At 43.2% G+C, this 22095-nt stretch carries 19 protein-coding genes; 8 read left to right on the forward strand and 11 right to left on the reverse strand.

The features are described from left to right. Positions 1–289: 289 nt before the first annotated feature. The 8 genes from pyrH to IDJ77_RS27350 all read right to left on the reverse strand — a co-directional run bounded on the left by pyrH (position 290) and on the right by IDJ77_RS27350 (position 7174). The gene (gene pyrH, locus IDJ77_RS27315) at positions 290–994 is read right to left on the reverse strand and encodes a UMP kinase (protein ID WP_191192177.1); all 705 of its coding nucleotides are present in this window, start codon (positions 992–994) and stop codon (positions 290–292) included. Positions 995–1044: 50 nt separating this feature from the next. Beyond that, entirely contained in the window at positions 1045–2166 is a 1122-nt protein-coding gene (gene nagA / locus IDJ77_RS27320; protein WP_191192178.1) for an N-acetylglucosamine-6-phosphate deacetylase, read from the reverse strand. Positions 2167–2331: 165 nt separating this feature from the next. Further along, positions 2332–3183, reverse strand: a complete 852-nt coding sequence (gene tsf / locus IDJ77_RS27325) for a translation elongation factor Ts (protein ID WP_191192179.1) — start codon at positions 3181–3183, stop codon at positions 2332–2334. A gap of 147 nt (positions 3184–3330) precedes the next feature. Then, entirely contained in the window at positions 3331–4194 is an 864-nt protein-coding gene (gene rpsB / locus IDJ77_RS27330) for a 30S ribosomal protein S2 (protein WP_191192180.1), read from the reverse strand. A 21-nt stretch (positions 4195–4215) separates the two neighbouring features. Continuing rightward, on the reverse strand, positions 4216–4602 hold the full coding sequence (rpsI, locus tag IDJ77_RS27335; protein ID WP_191192181.1) for a 30S ribosomal protein S9: 387 nt from the start codon (positions 4600–4602) through the stop codon (positions 4216–4218). Between the two features lie 19 nt (positions 4603–4621). Next, positions 4622–5059, reverse strand: coding sequence for a 50S ribosomal protein L13 (gene rplM / locus IDJ77_RS27340; protein ID WP_191192182.1), 438 nt, complete (start codon positions 5057–5059; stop codon positions 4622–4624). 317 nt (positions 5060–5376) lie between these two features. Further along, positions 5377–6150 (reverse strand): SGNH/GDSL hydrolase family protein, encoded by a 774-nt coding sequence (locus IDJ77_RS27345; RefSeq protein ID WP_191192183.1) that lies wholly within the window; start codon positions 6148–6150, stop codon positions 5377–5379. Positions 6151–6154: 4 nt separating this feature from the next. After that, complete coding sequence (locus IDJ77_RS27350) at positions 6155–7174, reverse strand: aldo/keto reductase (RefSeq protein ID WP_191192184.1); 1020 nt, start codon at positions 7172–7174, stop codon at positions 6155–6157. Between the two features lie 113 nt (positions 7175–7287). On the opposite strand from IDJ77_RS27350, the gene IDJ77_RS27355 reads away from it, so the two are divergent. Beyond that, the gene (locus tag IDJ77_RS27355; RefSeq protein ID WP_191192185.1) at positions 7288–7614 is read left to right on the forward strand and encodes a hypothetical protein; all 327 of its coding nucleotides are present in this window, start codon (positions 7288–7290) and stop codon (positions 7612–7614) included. A 131-nt stretch (positions 7615–7745) separates the two neighbouring features. Here IDJ77_RS27355 and IDJ77_RS27360 read toward each other — a convergent pair whose 3' ends face one another. Beyond that, a complete protein-coding gene (locus IDJ77_RS27360) occupies positions 7746–8726 on the reverse strand; it encodes an acyl-ACP desaturase (RefSeq protein ID WP_191192186.1) in 981 nt (326 codons plus the stop codon). A gap of 39 nt (positions 8727–8765) precedes the next feature. Further along, the gene (locus IDJ77_RS27365; RefSeq protein ID WP_191192187.1) at positions 8766–9839 is read right to left on the reverse strand and encodes a glycoside hydrolase family 5 protein; all 1074 of its coding nucleotides are present in this window, start codon (positions 9837–9839) and stop codon (positions 8766–8768) included. 133 nt (positions 9840–9972) lie between these two features. Between IDJ77_RS27365 and IDJ77_RS27370 the strand changes: the two genes are divergently transcribed. The 4 genes from IDJ77_RS27370 to IDJ77_RS27385 are packed head-to-tail and all read left to right on the forward strand — an operon-like array spanning position 9973 to position 16867. Further along, on the forward strand, positions 9973–11319 hold the full coding sequence (locus IDJ77_RS27370; protein WP_191192188.1) for a sensor histidine kinase: 1347 nt from the start codon (positions 9973–9975) through the stop codon (positions 11317–11319). Positions 11320–11332: 13 nt separating this feature from the next. Continuing rightward, positions 11333–13414 carry a cellulose biosynthesis cyclic di-GMP-binding regulatory protein BcsB gene (locus IDJ77_RS27375; RefSeq protein ID WP_191192189.1) on the forward strand — a complete coding sequence of 694 codons (2082 nt, stop codon included), beginning with the start codon at positions 11333–11335 and terminating at the stop codon, positions 13412–13414. Between the two features lie 48 nt (positions 13415–13462). Beyond that, positions 13463–15301, forward strand: a complete 1839-nt coding sequence (locus IDJ77_RS27380; protein WP_191192190.1) for a glycosyltransferase — start codon at positions 13463–13465, stop codon at positions 15299–15301. After that, complete coding sequence (locus tag IDJ77_RS27385) at positions 15302–16867, forward strand: hypothetical protein (protein ID WP_191192191.1); 1566 nt, start codon at positions 15302–15304, stop codon at positions 16865–16867. A gap of 458 nt (positions 16868–17325) precedes the next feature. On the opposite strand, the gene IDJ77_RS27390 is transcribed toward IDJ77_RS27385, so the two are convergent. Beyond that, positions 17326–17802 (reverse strand): hypothetical protein, encoded by a 477-nt coding sequence (locus IDJ77_RS27390; RefSeq protein ID WP_191192192.1) that lies wholly within the window; start codon positions 17800–17802, stop codon positions 17326–17328. 465 nt (positions 17803–18267) lie between these two features. Here IDJ77_RS27390 and IDJ77_RS27395 point away from each other — a divergent pair, with 465 nt between their 5' ends. The 3 genes from IDJ77_RS27395 to IDJ77_RS27405 all read left to right on the forward strand — a co-directional run bounded on the left by IDJ77_RS27395 (position 18268) and on the right by IDJ77_RS27405 (position 21783). Beyond that, positions 18268–19098: a DNA adenine methylase gene (locus IDJ77_RS27395; RefSeq protein ID WP_191192193.1), complete on the forward strand. Its 831-nt coding sequence runs from the start codon at positions 18268–18270 to the stop codon at positions 19096–19098. After that, complete coding sequence (locus IDJ77_RS27400; protein WP_191192194.1) at positions 19095–21377, forward strand: DGQHR domain-containing protein; 2283 nt, start codon at positions 19095–19097, stop codon at positions 21375–21377. Before IDJ77_RS27395 ends, IDJ77_RS27400 begins: the two co-directional genes overlap by 4 nt. 121 nt (positions 21378–21498) lie before the next feature. Beyond that, positions 21499–21783, forward strand: coding sequence for a hypothetical protein (locus IDJ77_RS27405; protein WP_191192195.1), 285 nt, complete (start codon positions 21499–21501; stop codon positions 21781–21783). Positions 21784–22095: the final 312 nt, after the last annotated feature.

The raw sequence follows: 22095 nt of genomic DNA on the forward strand, positions 1-22095 counted from the left end.
GTCTGCAAATAATTACGTTTCAGTGTTAGGTCATTCGTGTTGATGCGCATAACTTTTTAGCTTTGTTACGTAAAGCTAATCTGTTACCGAATTATCTAACCTTTACAATTGCGAGGAGCAGCATGGGGAAAGTGCGAAGGGGAAGTGGCAATCTCATAGGACTGGCGCGACTTTGCTCAGCGACGATGCGTTGCGGATCTGCCTGTTCGCGGTTGCCGCGCTTCGCTCGCAATGACACAGGTTTATACAAGAACGGCCCCGAAGATTTCGGGGCCGTTCTTGTTCCACTTTATCTTACCAGCGTACCGATCGGTTCGCCCTGGGCAATCTTCATAAAGTTGCCCGGTTTGTTCATATCAAATACAATGATAGGGAGCTTATTTTCCTGGCAAAGGGTGATGGCGGTCATATCCATTACGCTTAATCCTTTGTCATATACTTCCTGGAAAGAGATCTCATCATAACGGGTTGCGCTCGGGTCTTTCTCCGGGTCGGCGGTGTAGATACCGTCAACACGGGTACCTTTCAGTACCACATCTGCTTTTATTTCTATAGCGCGTAAAGATGCAGCTGTATCTGTAGTAAAATATGGGTTACCGGTACCGGCGCCAAAAATTACGATCTTACCGCATTCCAAATGGTGCATAGCGCGGCGGCGGATATAAGGCTCGCAGATCTGCTCCATTTTTATAGCCGATTGCAGGCGGGTTTCTACACCAACGCTTTCCAAAGCATTTTGCAAAGCCATACAGTTAATAACCGTGGCAAGCATACCCATATAATCGGCTTGGGCACGCTCCATACCGCTTTTTTCGGCACTTAGCCCGCGGAAGATGTTACCACCCCCAACTACTACTGCTATTTCTATACCTTGTTCTTTTACGGCTTTGATGTCCTGCGCGTATTGCAAAACCTGGTTGTTATCAATACCATATTGTCTTTGCCCCATCAGGGATTCGCCGCTAAGCTTCAGGAGGATTCTTTTGTATTTCATTTGGTAGGATGATTTGTCAAAAATAGATAATAAATGGTATTGTTAAAATTTTATGTAGTCTCTGTTAAAAAATTACCTTTTAGCATGGTTGCCTTTACTTGGTAGTCCTGATCAAAAACAACCAGATCAGCGTAAAAGCCGGCGTTTATTTGCCCGTTTTTACTCATTTTGGCCAACTCGGCGGGATACTTTGTGCCCATATTCACGGCCTCGGCCAGGTCAATCCCAACTTTCTCCACACAGTTTTGCACCGCCTTCAGCATCGTCAGGCTCGATCCGGAAAGCGTGCCATCGGGCATCACGTATTTATCACCTTCCAGCCGATGCTGGTAAGCGCCTTCGGTTGCCGCGGTAACGGCGTCCGTTATCAGGAATAGTTTATCGCCCAGCTCGCGTTTTGCCAGGCGGATCATCGGCCAATCCACATGGTTGCCATCGGCTACGATGCTGGTGTATGGTTTTTCCTCGAATATCGCCGGGATATAACCAGGCTCGCGATGATGCATCTGGGGCATGGCATTAAATAAATGCGTAACCGCCGGGATGGGTTTATTTAAAAAGCGCTTCCCTTGCTCATAAGTAGCGTTGCTATGGCCAGATGAGATGATGATGCCCTGCGCGTGCAGGTAATCAATCACTTCCTGATCCTGCAGTTCCGGCGCAATAGTGATCATTTTAATAACACCGTCGGCACTTTCCACCCAGCTTTTCACTTCGGCAAGCGTTGCCTTCTTAATATACTTTTCGGGATGGGCACCTTTTTTGGCGGGGTTGAGATACGGGCCTTCTAAATGCAGCCCCCAGCAATTTCCGCGCGCTTCGGCCCGGTAAGCTTTAGCGGCTGCTATGCCTTTTTCAACAATTTCGTTTGTGTTGGTACCAATGGTAGCGAAGAAGCCGATAGTTCCCTGGTTTAACAGGTCATCTTCCATGCGTTTTAGTGCAGCAACCTCCGGCGTGCCGGCAAATAGCTTACCGCCACTGCCATATATCTGCAGATCGATAAACCCGGGTGCAAGGTAAGCACCCTGCAGATCCTTCTTTGTAACTTCTTCGGGGAGAGCAAAATCGTCTATCACATTGATGATTCTGTCGCCCGAAATTAAAACTGCTTTACCATCGGTGATGGTACCGTTAGAGATGAGTTTAAGATTATGAAGTGCTGTTATCATAAACCTTTGTTTTTTAAACGAGTTAGTGTGACGCATACTTCGAACTGCATACGGTCTACTTGCCTATCGGGGATTGCTTCGTTCCTCGCAATGACGCGGTGGTGAAGCTACGAAACAATATCGCAAAAAAAATCCCTCCCGATTTACTCGGGAGGGATGATAGAATTAAGCTCCTAAAGCTACCCGCTTAAAGGCGGTAACGGTAAGGCCCTTATCAATACCATCTAAAAACTGGCTTACGTTTTTCGAAGAGTCTTTTACAAACTCCTGGTTTAGTAAGGTTGAGTCTTTGTAGAATTTGTTCAATTTACCTGCAGCGATCTTTTCAACCATTGCTTCTGGTTTACCTTCTGCACGGATAACGTCTTTTGCAATTTCCAGTTCTTTCTCAATGATAGATGCATCAACACCATCTTTATCAATAGCAACCGGGTTCATGGCAGCAATTTGCATGGCAACATCTTTACCTGCTTCATCAGCACCTTCAACGTTTTTGCTTAAGCCTACCAATACACCTAAACGGTAGTTACCGTGGATGTAAGCAACAACTTTCTCAGCGTCGATAACTTCGTATTTAGATACGCCGATCTTCTCGCCGATCTTACCTGTTTTATCGATGATAGCATCACCAATTTTAACACGTGAGTTCTCTACGTCAATTTCTAAAGCGTAAAGCTCTTCGATGCTGGTCGGGTTTGCTTCAACAGCAGCGTTAGCTATCTGGTTTGCGAAAGCTACGAATTCAGCATTCTTAGCCACGAAATCAGTTTCACAGTTTAAAGTGATAACAACGCCACGTTTGAAATCTTCTGAAGTACGTGCAATAACAACGCCTTCATTGCTTTCGCGGTCCTGGCGGCTTGCAGCCACTTTAGCTCCTTTTTTTCTTAAAAAATCAATAGCTGCTTCAAAATCACCGTTAGTTTCGGTTAAAGCTTTTTTGCAATCCATCATGCCTGCACCGGTTTGCTGGCGCAGTTTATTTACATCAGATGCAGATATTTGTACTGTAGACATTTTATTTTAGTTAAGTAGTGAATAGTGAGTGGTGAATAGTTGGTGTGTTGGCTATCCGCAGACACTAAATTTTATTAATGAATAAATGGTGAATAGTAACCGGCGAGTTTTAACAACTCACCATTCACTACTCACCACTCACCAATATTATTCTTCTGTTGAATCAGCAGCAGGTGCTTCGGTTTCAGCGGCTTCGGCTGTAACGTCTGCGGTCCTTCTTCTTTTGCCACCTTCGGTTGCTGCAGAACGATCTGCTACTTCAGGTGCATCAGCTTTTGCTTTAGCAACAGCTGCTTCTTTTTCAGTTTCGTCTTCTTTATCGCGTTTGCGTTCTTCCAAACCTTCCTCGATAGCTTTAATGATTATGCCGGTGATCAATGAAATTGATTTGGTAGCATCGTCATTTGCAGGGATAGGGAAATCGATGTTAGAAGGGTCAGAGTTGGTATCAACCATCGCGAAAGTCGGGATGTTTAATTTCAATGCTTCTGAAACTGCGATATGCTCTTTCTTAACGTCGATTAAGAACAAAGCAGCCGGTAAACGGTTAAGATCCGAGATACCACCTAACAATGATTCTAATTTGATACGCTCACGTTGTATCATCAGTCTTTCTTTTTTAGAAAGGTTGCTGTAAGTACCATCTTTTGTCAATTTATCGATGTTAGACATCTTTTTGATCGACTTACGTACGGTAGCAAAGTTGGTTAACATACCACCCAACCAACGCTCGGTGATGAAAGGCATGTTTACCATTTTAGCATGCTCGGCAACGATATCCTTAGCTTGTTTCTTGGTAGCTACGAATAATACCTTGCGGCCTGATTTTACAATTTGTTTTATAGCTGCAGCAGCTTCTTCAACCTTTGATAAGGTTTTATTTAAATCGATAATGTGGATACCGTTGCGCTCCATAAAAATGTACTGTGACATTTTTGGGTCCCATTTGCGGGTAAGGTGGCCAAAGTGTACACCTGCATCCAGTAAATCCTGATATGTTGTTCTTGCCATTGTTGTTGTCCTCCTAAAATTTTAGCGTTTACTGAATTGGAATCTCTTACGTGCTTTCTTACGGCCCGGTTTCTTACGCTCAACCATACGGTCATCACGTGTCATTAAACCTTTAGCGCGTAAAGACGGTTTTTTCTCCGGATCCAGTTCAACAATAGCTTTCGCAATAGCTAAACGAACGGCTTCTGCCTGTCCTTTTACACCACCACCTGCTACGTTTACTTTTACATCAAATTTACCAGCCGAGCCAGAAACTTCTGTGCTTTGCATAACGATGTATTGTAAAGGTAAGGTAGGGAAGTACTCTTTGTAATCTTTACCGTTTACGATAATAGCGCCCTCGCCATCTTTTAAGTAGATGCGGGCAACTGCTGTTTTTCTTCTGCCTGAAGTGTTAGTTGTTGGCATTTTTCTTTTCTCCTTTTAATTAAATGGTTGTTGGATTTTGAGCCTGGTGAGGATGCTCTGCACCTGCATAAACATGCAGATTACCGTAAATAGCACGGCCTAAACGATTTTTAGGCAACATACCGCGTACGGCTTTTTCAATCACACGCTCAGGATGCTTTGCCATTAACTCTTTTGGAGAAATGAAACGCTGACCACCCGGGTAACCGGTGTAAGAAACATACTGCTTTTCGCTGAATTTGTTTCCGGTCAGTTTAACCTTGTCTGCATTAATAACGATTACGTTATCTCCGCAGTCTACGTGTGGGGTGAACCCTGGCTTGTGTTTACCTCTGATCATCATTGCGATCCTAGTACACAAGCGCCCCAAAATCTCATTGTTTGCATCAACAACAACCCATTCTTTATTAACGGTTTTCTTGTTGGCTGAGACAGTTTTGTAACTTAACGTATTCACTTGCTTTAAATTAAATGTATTAAACGTATTCTATACCCCGTAATTACGGGACTGCAAAGATACGCCTATTTGTTTAATTTACAAATGGTATTTGTGATTAGTTAAAAGAGTTAGAAAGGTTTAAATGGTTGTAAGGATTTAAGCCCTCGATTATGCTGTAAAATGCAATCAGAAAAGCAGTTATAGCAGCTCTTTTGTGCCGATAGCCCTGCTTTACGCTAAAAGCCGCTGATGGAAGCGGGCTTTCCACTGCAATCAGGTTTAGATGGGCGGGGCCGGGGGTATCTGCCGCCATAGCGATTGGTTTGAAACCATCACTATTTGTGAGATAAGCGTTTTACCACTTTATATATCGCCTTACCCCAAAACTCCCCTAAAGCAGCCGCGCCTTTTTTATTGGGATGCAGATAGAATGTGCCCTGCCTGCCGGGTTCGGCCTGGAAATCGGTGAGGTAGTTCTTTTCAAAATATTTGAATGCCTTGGTATCGCCCACAAAAACATGATTGGGATTTGCAGCTTTATAGTCGGCTGCAAGCGCATCTATTATCGGTATATAGCTTTGCAGGCGGGTTAGGCCTTCCTGCAGGTATTTAGAACCGTTATAAGTGCTCGGACTATACCAAAGCGGATGTTGGTAGATGACTATTGCCCCGGGGAAATCGGTAAGTAACCTGTCGGTTATGGCTTTTAAGTTGGCTTTATAATTATCGGTAGAAACGGGCGAACCATGCGGCCCCTGTATCGCACTATCATTAGTGCCTATTTTTATGGAGAATATAAGTAAGGCGCCAACGTTTGCAAGTGCTTTGGCCGCCTGTTCCGCCTGCGCAAACGCCGGTGTACCGGGCAAAAAATCGAGCGTGGTATAACCGCTATGGCCCTGGTTGCTGAAATTCACATCTCCTACACCCTTTTGCTTTCGCAGCCATGCCGAAGCTACAACCGGCGGTGCCTGGGTTGCAGGGCTATCTAAACCTGCACCATAAGTAATACTGTTGCCGATGTAAACGATGCTGATATTGCGGGTTTGGGCGTGCGCATCTAACATTCCATAGAAACCAATTAACAAGCAGATAATAATTCTTTTCATACGATTATCTGTTCTCCACCCTATCAAAAAACCCACCAAATGAGTTCATCTTCACGGCTTCTTCGTTAAAGAAATCGCCGGGGAAGCCTAACTCTATCTTGCTGGCATCGTCCAGTTTTTGGATGTGTTCGGCGCTTAGTTTTACGTCTACGGTTTTCAGGTTATCTTTTAGCTGATCTACTTTGGTAGCACCAACAATGGGGATACAAGAAAAGCCTTTGCTCATCGTCCATTGCAGAGCAACGTGGCTTTCGGATACGCCGAGTTCTTCTGCAACTTCCATCACTACGCGGGTTATCTTTTCGGCGCGGTCATTTAAGCGGTTGCTTCCGGCTTTTATGCGTCCTTTATCGCCTTTAAGGTATTTACCGGTAAGGGCTCCGCCTGCCAGCGGCGCCCAGGGCGTAACCGTCATCCCGAAGTGCTTGGCCATCGGGATCAGCTCCCGCTCGGCGGTGCGGGCCAGCAGGCTGTATTCTACCTGCAGGGCTATAAACTGGCTCCAGCCCATTAGTTCGGCAAGGGTATTGCCTTTGGCTACCACCCACGCCGGTGTATCGCTGATGGCGGCATAGGTTACCTTGCCTTGTTTGATCAGGTCGTCCATTGCGCGCAGCACTTCATCTATCGGGGTAATATCGTCCCAAATGTGCAGATACAGCACATCGATAAAATCGGTCTTCATCCGTTTCAGGCTCTGCTCTACGCTGCGCATCATGTTTTTGCGGTTGTTACCGCTGGCGTTGGGGTTGGTGATGTTATCCTTTAAGCTGTATTTGGTGGCAAGCACAAAGTAATCGCGGTCGTGGTTGCTGATGTAGTCGCCGATGATCTTTTCGCTGGTTCCCAATTTGTAAATATTGGCCGTATCCAGGAAGTTGCCGCCTTCGCTGGCATAGGCATCCATAATTTCAAAACTTGTGGCAGCATCAGCGCCCCAGCCGGCTTCGGTACCAAAACCCATGGTGCCCAGGCAAAGTTCGGACACTTTAAGACCCGAGCGGCCCAATAATTTGTATTTCATAGTAGTGTTTTGTAATAAACGCTTTAAGCAAAGCTGCTGTTTTAAGCTGTTAAATAAAAGTACGCGCTAAACAATAACAACAGGCGATTGTAAATATAAGAAATACACATGCCATGAAGATCATCACCCTGCATAAACCTGTTAGTACCAGCGAACTTTTTACACACCTGCAAGAACGGCTTAACCCCATCTTTCAAAAACAAAGGCAAAGCGAGATCTCCTTCACCACCCAAAAAACACCCGATGGTGTAACCATATCGCAGCCCGACCTGTACGAGGGCGTGCTGTTTAATATAGAGGTAAACGGGCAGGAGCTATGGATAACCCGCAACGAGCACTATGTAGATGATGTAAATTCCATCACTATTGAATCTATTTTGAATAGTTTGTTTGATGACCTGTCGGATGGGTTAGGGACTGACCTGGTTTTGGAAGGGTAAGCCAAAGCTTGTTCGCGTTCGACGTGGGGCGCGAACAGCCCGAACAAGCCCGAACACGTGTGATTTTAAACGAATCGCTAACAAAAAAAGCCCGCTTTGCAGCAGGCTTTACATATTTATAAGGTAATTACTTACCCGTTTATCCAGCTGAACTTGTACTCCAGCATGGGGTTTTTCATACGTTCGGCTACGCGCAGTAAGCGGGCAGGCAGGTTCATGATGTAATCGCGGGCTTTTTCGCCGTTCTCTTCTAAACCTGTCGCACTTTCTATGTGCCAGTCTTCAATCAGTTCTTTCAGAATGTCTACATAATCCAGGGCGGTGTAAATACCCAGGCGCTCGGCAGCATCGGTAAAGTGGCCAAAGGTTTGGCCTATCTTCAACCCAACCTCGCGCAGGAAGTGTGCCGGCATTACAATTTTTTTACGCATCATGTCCTCAAAGGCAAGCATGGCCTCGTTGGGGTCTACTTCAAAAATTTTCTCTATAAAGTATTTGTATGCTTTGGCGTGGCGTGCTTCATCACCTGCAATAACGCCGCACATTTTTGATAGTAAGGTATCACCATCCTTCTTAGCCTGTGAAGCCACCCTGCGGTGAGATACGTTTGTAGCCAGCTCCTGGAAGGAAGTGTAAATAAAGTTACGGTATGGGTCGCGACCGGTACCAATGTCAAAGCCATCGGCAATCAGGTATTGGGTGCTTACCTCCATCATGCGCATGTTTACACGGCCACTCAGGTAAAGGTATTTATTCAGCAGGTCGCCGTGGCGGTTTTCTTCGGCTGTCCAGTGGCGGGTCCATTTCATCCAGCCACCTTCTTCGTTATCAGATACGCCTTCAACCATGGTTAACCACGATTCGTAGGTCGGCAGCGCTTCTTCAGTGATGGTATCACCAATTAATACGGCAATAAGATCGTAAGATAACCCTTTGGCGCTCTCTTGTAATTCCTTAATCTCACTGAAAAAAGTAGACCGGGATGCATCAGGCAAAAAATCTGACGGCTGCCAAATCGTATCGATAGGTTTAAGGTATTCAAACATCTTCTCGAGCATATGGGGCTCGATATGTGACATTACCTCCTTACGTTTTTCTTCGAAAAAATGCATAGTACAGTATTAGCTTACAAAGTTAAGCAATTATATGAATTATTGTTTTGACTGTTTATAATCAATTGCCTCTTTCATGCCCTCTGATAAGTTTTTTACAGAAGGCGGACCGTTAAATATCGAAAAATTGCTGTTGTAATCCCAATGAATTCCTGGGATATCTAAATTTTTTAAAGATTGGCGTACGGCTTTAATATACCTGCAGCGGCTCTCCTCATCGGTGTACTTTCGGTACACCCCGTATTCGCCGCAAATAATAGGCACATAATACTTGTTGCTCCAGTTTTTTATTAGCTGTAGTTTATCTCTGATAGATTGTTCGTTGCCATCATTACGGTACTGAAAATAATTATTCTCGCCCCAGGTACCAATTACAGTGGGGTTTATTGGCGGGTACGTTTTTACATTATACGGGAACGGGATACCCGTTGTGGCTACCTGATCGCCCACCCAATCGGCCCCCTGGTGGGTAAATAAAAAAGGCTCGTAAAAGTGGAAGGTGTAAATAATGTTCTCATCAGCCAATCTTTCCATACGGCTTAGTTCATAAATACTGTTGTAGTTTGATGCACCCACTATCAGCGTTCTTTTGGCATCCACTTTGCGTATGGCGGTAACAATGTTATATGCGGCATCTTTCCACACTTTGGGGTTTATTGGGGGCGGTTCGTTATATATCTCAAAAAAAAGCAGGTTGGGGCTTTCTTTTTTATACCTTTTAGCTAATAATAACCATGTAGTAATCACCTTTGGGGTCTCGGTTAAGTAATTATTATCATTTATTTTACCATAATGGTAATCTATGATCAACTTTATATCGTATACCTTACATTGTTTCAAAACTTCATCAATGTGAGTAAATACTTTCTCACCCGGAATTTTCGTAGTTTCGAAGTGCTCAAAGGCCACGGGAAGGCGGATACTTTTAATTTTAAGTTTTTTCATCAGCTCGTAGTCGCTTTTTTTGATGGGGTTTATACTTAAAACGTCCTTATTCCACCATTGCTCCAGCCACGAAATGCTTACCGCGTTGTTTAGGCTTTTTGCGCGTTTAAACGCCAGTAACCTTTCGTTTAAGGGAGTTGGATTGCTTTTTGCATTAAAGCACTGCATAATTATAATTAAAGTTATAAATAGTGCCCTTGCCGGTAATTTGGAATAATATCGTTTAAGAGTTGTATTTTTCACTTGTATTTAATCGTGTTACTATTAACTGATCTAAAATCTTATTATAATTTAACAAATAATGTTTGTTCAAATATCAAAAGAGGAATATAAAAGGGAAATTCTAAAAAAGGCCTGGTACCAAACTAATAATATTATTTGGACCATCATATTCCTTTATCCGATCTTTAGTATTGTTGATTTTATTTACGCAAACAACATCTGGCTGCAGTTTTTAATAGTACGCATCATAACTGTGCTGATCATATTAGGCCTGTACAACTTTTTTCAAACCAAAAAATACAATTACCGCTCGCTGCTTCATCTCTGTTTCTTCTTCCTTTCGGTCACCTCGGCCATACTATGTAACCTGGTTAGCATACAAGTGCAGCTTATTTACTTCTTAATGTATTCTGCCATTGTATTGTTTTTTAACCTGCAGGTTTTTTGGGAACCCATCAACTCTATTATACAAACCCTGATGGCGGTTTTATTGCTCGCCATTTTTTACAACCTGCTAAGCGAGTACCCGCTCGACCTGGTAGTGAGTACCGGCGGTAACTTCTTTTTTGTTATCGCGTTTATTTCCTGCTTAATACCAAATGCACGATACAAGGTTATAGCACGCGAGGTGCGGTCGCAAATTTTGATCGAGAAATCTAACGACCAGCTTAAAGACCAAAACCGCGATATTAACGAGAAAAATAATATTATAGACAGGCAATACGAACAGCTGCGCAAGCTGGACGACCAGAAGAACAGCTTCATTAACATTGCCGGGCACGATCTGAAGAACCTCATCGGCCAGATCATCATGAGTAATAACATGCTTAAGGAAGAGGATTACCGCCTCAGCTCCGATCAGAAGGAAATGAGCAGCTATATCTCAGAATCGGCAGAGAAGATGCAGTACATGCTAAACAAGCTGATGGATGTGAAAGAGATAGAATCGCCTGAGATGAAGTTCAACATGGAGATCTTCGATATCAATGCAGAGGTATTACATGTATTTAAAGGCCTGCAGGAAACCGCACAGATGAAGAACATCCACCTGGTTGATAATATCCTGAAGTTACCGCTGAATGTGAAGCTGGATAGGGTATTTGCGGGGCAGGTGTTTCAAAACCTACTCTCCAATGCTATAAAGTTTTCGCAAACAAACAACAACATAAAAATTGTTACCAGTTTGCAACGCCAGAAATTTGTTTTCGAGATCATAGACGAGGGTGTTGCCATTGGCCAGCAGGAACTTGATATGATGTTTAATAAGCTTAAAACCCTTAACGATGCATCGGCGAGTATAGAGAGCCGGCTGGGGCTTGGCTTATCCATAGCCAAGCTAATGACCAAAGAACTTGGCGGCGAGATGCTGTATCGCAGCGATGATAACGGCAACTATTTTAGAGTAGAATTTTACGTAATAAACTAATACCAACAACCCGATGAAGAGATTATTTACCTTATTGGCTTTCATAATTCTAAGCACAACATCCTTTGCGCAGACCATTATGTCGTTCAAAGCGATGGGCCATGACGACGACGAACCCGTTTACGGAATGAGTGGTGCAACTTCTTTCTATTTCAAGATCACGCCCCAGTATGAAATAGTTGGGAGCAAGCTGGTAATATACTTTGAGCCATCACAGGCTTTGATTCGCGAGAAATCGTACGTTAACCTTTTCATTGGCGCAAAGCCGGTATATAGTGCGCGCCTTACCAAAGATTCTATTCAGAAGATCTCTGTTAACCTTACCCGGGCCGATATATCTGCAGACCATTACCTTAAAATGGCGATTAAAACCTTATTGACCATTACCGATGACCCATGCCGCGATCTGGATAACCCGGCGATGTGGCTTAAGATCAAAAACTATTCATACCTGTCGTTAGTAAAAAGCAACAAAAACTTCTTTAATAATATAAACATCAGCAACTGTTTCGACAGCAAAACGGCTATTGTATATCCAAGTAACCCAACCCTGCACGATCTTAAGGCAGTTGCATGGGCTTACTCCAGGATGAAGAAAACGCAACAAAAATCAATCGGAGTTTACGAGGTTGGCAAACTGCCCGATACCGTGCGTAACTACATTATGGTGGGCAATATAAATTCTTTACCTGCCGACAGGCGCCCGCTGGTAAAAGTTACACCGCAAAACAACCAGGGTTTATTTTACCTGCACAAAGCAATAAGCACCGTAACAGATACCATTACCCGTATGGTTGATGTGAAGGGCAAACTACTGCCGGTAAAATCAATTGCCCAGGAAGTAGTACCCACCGAGATATTGTTTGTAACCGGCGGCGATGATACCGGCTACGAAAAAACCATCACGGCGTTGGGTAACATGAATATCCTGAACTCGACCTTTGGCGATTACCTGCTGGTAAACAAAGCGCAAAACCAGTTCTTTAAAACTATTGATGAGAACCGCTCTAAACTATCGCTTAAACAAATTGGCGGCGTTAGCGATTTTCTGTCGGGTATTGGTTCGTTAAAAAGTGCCTTCAACTTTAAAAACTCCGATTTTAGCTTTACACCAAAAGAAGTTGAGATACGCATTGTAGGTAACTATAGCAGCCTTAACCCCGGCGACCGTGGTTTCTTTAACATTTACCTTAACGGCTTACTGCTGAGCAGCGAAAAGCTGGATGCATCGGGCAAGCTAAACACTACCGTAACCATTAACCGTTACCAGCACCATAAGTACAACACGCTGGAGGCCGAGTTTAGGTTTTACCCCAACAACGGTAACTGTAAAAACAGCTTTACCAATTTCTTTGCCGAGGTTGACGTAGATAAATCTTATCTCGAATCGAAAAACCCGTTCATCACCAGCGACCTGAGCTTTTACCAGTACCCGGAAGCGTTTAACAGCGGGGTTACCAAAATAGTGGTTACTAAAGATTACGCTAAATACGCCGCAGGCGCCATGGGCGAGATCATTTACGAGCTAAACAACAACATCAACGCTAATAACTTCCCAGAGTTTGTATATTCTTCGGATGTGCCTGCTGCGGATCTTAAAAAGAACAATATCATTGCCCTGTTAAGTAAGGATGACCCGATGTTTAAGGAGTTCCCGGATGCGCCTATTAATTTTGAAAGGAACTTCCGCCTGTATAATACCGATAACAACACCATTGTGTACTCCCTGTCGGATACTACTTCCAACGGCCTGGCGCAGATATTTTATGGCCGAAGCAATAACGCTACACTGGTGTTAACGGCTACCGGCAAGCATTTGGCCGAAGCATTCCTGTCCGCATCTAAATCCATCACCGAGCAGTTATCTACCCTGAGCAGTAACGTTTGTATCTCTGATGTAAACAACAATAAATACCTGTTCAACATTAACAAAAGCAGCGATAACCTGGAGTATATAGATACCAAAAGCGCGCTTACCCGGTTTTGGGATAGCTACAACTTGTACATATTGCTGGGTATATTGGTGCTGATATTACTGTCGTTCCTTTACATACGCTCTAAAGTTCAAAAATCACAGGAGTTATTTAATGATTAATGTACCTGGTGCATATTCATTTACTAACCTATTAATTTTTTCATAGCGATGTCGATTCCTGAGTTATTAGTCAAAGATGGGTTTATTACTGCGACTGATCGTAAGAAAATTGACACGTACTCAAGCGAAAGCGGCTTATCTTTTATCAAGATAGCGCTTAGCTTTGGCTATATATCCCGCAAAAACTACGAGCGATCTTTAAACCAGGCGGGTATTGATTTTGCCGAAATAAGGGAGATGGAGTACGACCAGGCTGTTTTGGATAAAACAGACCTTGCTTTTGCCAACGAGCACCTGGCCCTGCCGCTGCGTATAGAAAACGGCAAGGTGGTAACCGTAATGGCCAACCCGGATGATGAACTGTTTAAAGATTTTATAAGGTTTACGTATGATTTGGAACCCCACGTCATCGTCGCGTCCGACCTGGATATCATTTGGCTGAGCAATAAACTCATTGGTGATAAATACCTTAAATCATCGGTATTTGAATTGCTGAAACGCGACCCGGATAGTTCTGCTGTAGTTACTTTTTCATCGGCACAACTGGTTTTTATATTTGTGCTAATAGGGCTGGTAGCTGTAGGATTGGTGCTAAGCTTTAAAAATACCTCCATCATCCTCAACGTTATCATCAGTTCGTTCTTTTTGGTGGCCATTATATTTAAGCTGTTTTTGGCGCTGGTGGGGTCGAGGTTCGAGCTGCACCAGGCCGTTACCAAAGAGGAGCTTAAGCTGGTATTTGATGAGGAACTGCCCATCTACACCATCCTGCTGCCGGTTTACAAAGAAGATAAGCTGATTAAAAAACTCATCTGGAACCTGCAGGCTATCGATTACCCGCGCCATAAGCTGGACGTAAAGCTGCTGATAGAGGAAGACGACGATAAAACCCTTAATGCGGTACGTAACCTTGATTTCCCTGCCATATTTGAGGTGATCGTGGTGCCGTTCCACATGCCCAAAACCAAGCCCAAAGCTTGTAACTACGGCCTGCACTTTGCCCGGGGTAAATACCTTACCATTTATGATGCCGAGGATATCCCAGATACCGATCAGCTGAAGAAAGTGGTGTCGCTTTTTGGCAAGCTACCGTCAGAATATATCTGCGTGCAGAGCGCGCTCAACTACTTTAACCGTAACGAGAACTTCCTTACCCGTATGTTTACCCTCGAGTATTCCTACTGGTTTGATTATATGCTGCCCGGGCTGGATACCCTGGATATCCCTATCCCCCTTGGTGGTACAAGTAACCACTTTAAACTACAGGAACTGGTTGATCTTGGTGCCTGGGATCCCTTCAACGTTACCGAGGATGCCGACCTTGGCGTACGCGCTTATGCAAAGGGCCACAAAATTGCCATCATCAACTCTACCACTTACGAAGAGGCCAATAACGAACCTTTTAACTGGATCCGCCAGCGCAGCCGCTGGATAAAGGGATACATGCAAACCTACCTGGTGCACATGCGCGACCCGGCCAAGCTCATCAAAAAAATCGGATGGAAAGGCTTCCTGGGCTTTAACTTCTTTATCGGTGCCACACCGGTTATATTTTTGGTGTACCCGCTGCTGCTAACCTTTTTTATCTGCTATATTGTATTCGATCTGTCGTCCATCCGTACCCTGTTTCCGGATTGGGTGCTGTTCATGTCTATCTTCAACCTTATGGTGGGTAATATCCTCATGATCTACGTAAACATGATGGCCGTATTTAAAAGGCGCTATTACGAGCTGATATTATTTGCCATAGCCAACCCTATTTACTGGCTCATGCACAGCATATCGGCTTATAAGGGGCTTTACCAGCTCATCACCAATCCGTTCTACTGGGAAAAAACCAACCACGGCTTAAGTAAAGTTAATAACCCAACAAACGTTGTTAAATAAATGAGAATCAGCAGGTCGCTATATTTACTTTTCCTCACGGTTATATTGATCATATATTACCTGGTGGCTGCCGTGTACCTCAACAACCTGGGATACTACAACCACGAGTCGTTATTCTACATCGAAAAAACCCGTATCGTGTTTGATGGTGTGGGCCAGCGCTTAAAGGTAATGGGGCTCACATCGCCCATGATCCCCTTTATGGCGACTTTCTTTTTCACCTCCATCAGCTACACGCTTGCACCGGCGCTGGCATCGGCAATAGGTACAGGGATGCTGTTCTACGTAATTGCAGGCACCCTCATCAAACGCCGCGACGACGACTTTTTTATGTACCTGCTGCTGGCCATCTTCCTGTTTCACCCCGGTATATTGTATACGGCGGCATCGGGCAAAAGCACCTATCTGGTACTCATCTTCTTCTTCCTGTTCTTTCTCAACCTGCTCAAATTTTATCGAAGCAACACCACGTTCCACGTATCTATAGCCAGTATATGTTTGGTAACGCTCATCTTTTGCGATTATAAGTTTGTATGGCTTACGCTGTTCTTTTTACCGCTGGTGCTCACCATTACCATCCACAGCTTAAACCTGGGCGAGCAGGAGAGTATCTTCCGCCTGTTCCTTAGCTTCAACAGCCCATCGCTGAGGCGTAAGCTGGTGAACAAAACCTTCGCGCTGTACATTATATTGTTTGCGCTGCCGCTGGTTGCCGTGCTTTGCTACAAGCTGCTCAACCTTACCCACGCAAGCGATCTCAACTACTTTAGCGAAAGCCCCTACGCCACCTGGAACGTACTGATAGATAAGCTCAGTTTCGACCAGCAAACCACTAACAGCAATTACCAGATCCCCGAGATCAGCCTGCTGCTCTCGGCCCGCGTGCTGATGTTTTGCCCCATGATACTGATAGCCATCTACCTCTTCAGGGAGAGCACCTATCAGATCCTCACGCTGCTAACGCCCTTCGCCTTCATCGAGTTTTTACACCTCAAGTACGATAAGGTTTACCTCGCTTACCAGTACTACATGATATTTATCGTACTGGCATTTTTGTGCGTAATGTTTAAATCGCAAACGGTAAAAAACCAAAAATCGTTTAGGGTATTGCTGGCGCTGTCGGTAGTTGCGCAGTTGTATTCGGGCTGGTATTTCCTCAAAACATCGCCCATTGCCGAAGACCGTAACTTCCTCAGCGTGCTTACCAAACGTACCGAAGATCACACCCAGGCCGATAATGCCGACGTGGCCGAATACCTCAACAGCCTGCCCGACGATGCCCACATCCTGATGGACGATGCCACCGCTTACGGCGTGGTAGCTTTTGTAGAATCGGAGAAGATAAAATCGCTTACGATGCCTTACCAGGATAATTTCCTGAGCGGGGTAGAATCGCCCGATAAAGCTGCCGACTACATTGTAATCGCCACCGCCAAAAACCTCGTAACCGGCTACACCCAGCTCAACAACCGCTACCTCACAAGCATCAAACGCACCCTGCCCCAGCTCATCTTTAAAAAAGTATACGAAACCGAAAACTGGATAGTATACCGGGTAGTGAAGTAATTTTTAGGATTACACCGATTTTGGGATAGATTACACCGAGACCATGCCATGGCGAGCCTCTCGAAGACCTAACCACAACGCATACCCTCCCACCGTCATGCTGAACTCGTCGGAGAACTAAACGCAACACATGCCCCCAACCGTCATGCTGAACTTGTTTCAGCACCCCACAGGGCAGGTATACGCGATGCATATAACGTGTCTGTCTGAGCCTATCGAAGACCTAACCGCAACCATACCCCCGCCGTCATGCTGAACTTGTTTCAGCACCCCACAGCATAGGTATACACCATGCAATTCTTCTTGATTCTTGCTTCTTAACTCTTGCTTCTATTCAGAAAAGGTGCTGTTGTGGTGCTTGGGTAGGGGTTGGCCCCGCCCTGCCTGCCGGCAGGCAGGTTTCCGCTCATACGCGCACAGGCATTAAGCGCAAAGGCCGGTATCCGCTGCAATCGGGTTTAGGCCGACGCGGCAGCAGCTTCTTCGGTTTCATTTGCCTTAATAAAGCGGTAAGTAATGGTAGCGAAAACGGCAAACACAATATGCGCGGGGATGCGCTGCAGGTAATAATGGCTGTAATTTATCCAGGGCGGCAAGGGGTGCGCTTTAAACGTACCCTTCCAGATGAGGTAGCCCAACACGCCGCTTACCACACCTAATATCAGTCCGTTTTTAAGGCTATGCTTTATTTTGCGGGTTTCCCACAGTTCTACATAAACAGCTGCAAACACAAAGCCCATGGCATAGTGCGCTCCCCATCCGGCTATTTTTTTGGTCTGTTTAGACCGGTGAGGCGCAAGCCGGGCGATCATCGTTTCCAGGTGATCCGGTTCGCGAAAGTTTTCGCCCACCAAAACCGACATCAGCTCGCTCGACGCCGTCATGAAGCTGGTACCTATAAAGCCGCTAAGCGCTGTTTTTTGCAGTTTGTTCATGCCCGTAACATTAGTGTGAATATGGCGCTCAACCAAACGATTGAACGGCTTATAAACTACAACTATTGGTGACGGGTTTTGTTTATGGTTTACGGGAGCATAAGGGATATCCGCAATTAGCTTAAAAGAACAGCTGATCTTCTAATCGCCTGCCGCAAGCGTCCCCGGCTTGTGGCCCGCGTGCAAGGTAGCCGCAATGCAAATCAGTTTAATCTTCCCCGTACCGCCATTTAAAAAACTATACGGCACCACAAGCCGGGAAACGCTTGCGGTAGCGGAAATTAGTTAAGCCATACACTTGGCTTGAAGGTTTCACCCTCCCCCCTTCTTTTGCTTTGCTTAATAATTAAGTGAAAAATGGGTGTTTGCCCCTATTGTATTATTGCAATATTAAATTAATATTACAATACCAACCAATCACAACTTAATCATGATACTTGACCACAAATCTTTCTTTTTTTTTAAATGAAAGAGCTGGAATTAAACATTCCAAGCAAAGCACAGCCATTCCTTCGGTGGGCTGGGGGTAAAACGTGGCTAACAAAATACCTTTCAAAAGTTAAAGGTTTTAACTACAACGACTATTACGAGCCCTTTCTCGGCGGTGCAGCCACGTTTTTTTATCTAACTCCAAAAAAAAAATCGTACTTATCAGATTTAAACGCTGAATTAATAGAAACTTACATTACAATTCAAATTAACGTTGATGGAGTGATTGAAAAATTACAACATTTTAAAAATGAGGAAATTGCATATTACGAAGCCAGAGACGCTATTTTTACCACTGATACAGAAAAAGCGGCTCGATTTATATATCTAAATCAACATTCCTTTAACGGAATACATAGAGTCAATTCGAGTGGTAAATACAATGTTCCTTATGGTTTTAGAAAAAAAAACTATATAAATATTGAGAATTTGAAGAAAGCCAGTTTAGCATTAGCAAATACAACGATTTTAACAGGAGATTTTTATTCGATATTAGATAATCTGCGGCCCAGGGATTTGGTTTTCTTAGACCCACCTTATACCGTATCGCATAACAATAATGGCTTCATAGCTTACAACGAAAAAATATTCTCTTTAAATGATCAGGTTAGATTAAGCAAAATGATTGACGAAATCAAAAGCAAGGGCGCTTTCTACATTTTAACAAATGCAGCCCACAAGACCATTGACGAAATATTTGAAAAAGGGGATACCAAATTAGAACTGTTAAGAGGCAGTACTATTGGTGGAGCAAAAGCTAAAAGAGGGCAGACAAGTGAATATATATTTACAAATATTGACATATGATAGAAGATTTACGGTTTACTTTATTGGATTATCTTCTCCCGGAAGATGATATCCAATCTCAGTTAAGACTCAAAAAGCTTGATGTTTATAAAGAGAGCTATAATAATGGATCTTCTGCATTACAAGACAAAATCGATGCAGGATGGGAAATTGACACGGTTTTGAAATCAAAAACAAAAGTTTTTAAAGCCAAGGAAAACGACACACTTTTTAAAGACAAAGTTTGGGCCCTATTTGCACAATTAGGTTTTACTACTCTCAATACTGAAAGTTTTGATTTCTGTTATGATAAAAAGGATTATGCACTAACCCACCATATTGATGTTTTTGCAAAGGATGATGAGACTGTTTTAATTATTGAATGCCGCTCGTCCGTCAAAAATGTTTCATGTGACTTCGGAGATGAACTTGAACAAATAAAACATAAGAAAGCAGGTATTATCAATACAATTCATGCAGTCTTCCCGCAGACCAAACCTAAAATTAAGTATATATTATGTACGCGCAATATTGGACTGCTATCAGAGAATGAAACAACATTAAACAAAATTGATGCAATTCATTTTCCTGAGGAGGTTATAGATTATTATTACGCACTAAGTGCGCAATTAGGCACCGCTGCTCGATACCAACTTCTTGGTTCATTATTTGCTGGCCAAGAGATACCTGATTTAGACAATAAAATTCCAGCCATTGAAGGCAAAATGGGCGGTCATACATATTACTCCTTCTCAATTGAACCCGAAAAATTGTTGAAAATTGGATATGTTTTGCATAGAAACAAAGCAAATGAAAACATGATGCCAACTTATCAAAGATTAATAAAAAAAACACGGCTTAAGGAAATCCATAAATTCATCGAAGAGGATGGAGGGTATTTCCCAAATTCGATAATTATTAATATCGTATCCGATAGGAGCAAAGAGTTATACTTTGAAAGAAGTAGCAACCAAGTTATTGATTCGATATCCAAAATTGGAATACTTCATTTGCCAAAGAAATACCGATCTGCTTATATTATAGATGGCCAACATCGTTTATATGGATATTCAAACTCGGTTTATAAAAATACAAATACAATTCCCGTTGTCGCTTTAGTAAACTTAGAACGTTCTGAGCAGGTACGTTTATTTATGCAAATCAATGAGAACCAAAAGCCTGTGTCTAAAGACTTACGTAATACACTAGACGCGGATTTACTTTGGGATTCTGAAAGCTATATTGATCAAATACGAGCACTAAAGTCACGTATAGCAATTAAATTAGGGGAAGATCGAAACTCTCCTTTTTATAATAAAATAACTATAGGAGAAGACAAAAAATCAATTTCAACACAGCAGATTGGAATAACATTAAATAAATGTGACTTTCTGGGTAAAGTAAAAGCAAAAATTATTGAAAAACCCGGCACCTTTTATTTCGGCAATCTAAATAGAGCATATTTAAATATATCTGACTTTTTAATCAGATGTTTTACGTATCTAAAAAATGGCCTTGGTGAATTGTGGGATCAAGAAGGCAATATTATCGTAATAAATAAAGGCTTTTATGGAATTACCCTTCTTCTCAATGATTGTGTCAATCATTTAAAAACCCATGATATTATCGATAACAACACATCGCCTAAGGAGATATTCGAGGAGATGGCTGATTACCTTAACTCCATAATTAGCTTTTATAAAAATATCGAGGAAAGCAAGGCAAATGAACTAAAATCTGCGTATGGAATGCCGGGTGACGCAAAATATTGGCGCACCCTACAAGTAGCAGTAAAGGCCGACTTTCCAGAGATCCATTTTGAAGGCCTAATTGAATACCTAAAAAGAGAGGAAAAAGAAAATAACGAGACTGCTTTTAGATATATTAGGGAAATAGAGAACAGTTATTTAAAAACCGTTGTGCAACAAAAGCTTGAAGAAGAGTTTTCAAAAAACTGGTTTAAGAAGGGAGTTCCGGAAAAAATATATACAGAAGCTACTACGGCCGCTGCAAGAAAAAACCGAGAAATTGATGAAGAGGAAGATGAGAAGTTGCCTTGGGATCAGTTACATCTCATTGACTATAGAGAGATAATCGTAAAAAATTGGCCAAAACTCTTTGAATCGATTTTCACAAAGCCAGGAGAAGAAAAAATCCCTGGTGGTAAAGAAGCAAAAACAAAGTGGATGGTTGAATTAAATAGGATTCGGAACGAGAATTATCATACTTATTACGTAACAAGCGAAGAGCTCTCTTTTATTCAAGAAATATACGATTGGCTATTTAAAATAAATAGATAACCCCCCTGCCGGGCGCCAGTATGCCGGGCTGGACACGCGGGAGGCGTACTGTGATCGTGCCATTAGCAAAGTCGTTGGCTTAGACAATTTTAGGACTGGGAAATTTTCCGTTAATCGAATTATGAAACTTCATCAAGTATATAAGACTTTAAAATGCAAATTGATTCATGATTCTGTAACAAGTCGAAAACGGTTTGTTCCTTTGGAAGGGCAAGGCCTTCCAACCAATATATTTATTGAAGGCGATAGGGCTATCAGAGAGCTTTACGCTGTAAACACCATATTTATCGCATCTGATGTTAAAGTTTGTAAAAAAACAGGTAACGATACTTTTTACCTACGTGCTAAAAACCAGAGTTTGACACCACTATCTTCACTAAAACTTGATGGAAACAAATCTCTTTAATTCAGCCCGCGGTCGGTGTTATCGTTGGCTGGCGCAAGTGTCCCGCTTGTGCCCTGCATGAAAGATAACCAACCTGCATATTCAATAAGCAATTCTAATCGTACTACCTTATAAAGGCATTACCCAACCACAAGCGAGGACGCTTGCGGTAGCGAAGAAGTTTGCCAGGTATAAATGACAGCAAAAAAACCTCTCTAAACGCAGAAACCCCTTCATCTGTTGATGAAAGGGTTCTTTGTTAAGGCCTGTTGGCATTAAGATTTGGCACCGACCTACTCTCCCACATTTTACTGCAGTACCATCGGCTCTGGC

Source organism: Mucilaginibacter pankratovii (assembly GCF_014773265.1).
In the GTDB taxonomy this organism is placed as follows: domain Bacteria; phylum Bacteroidota; class Bacteroidia; order Sphingobacteriales; family Sphingobacteriaceae; genus Mucilaginibacter; species Mucilaginibacter pankratovii.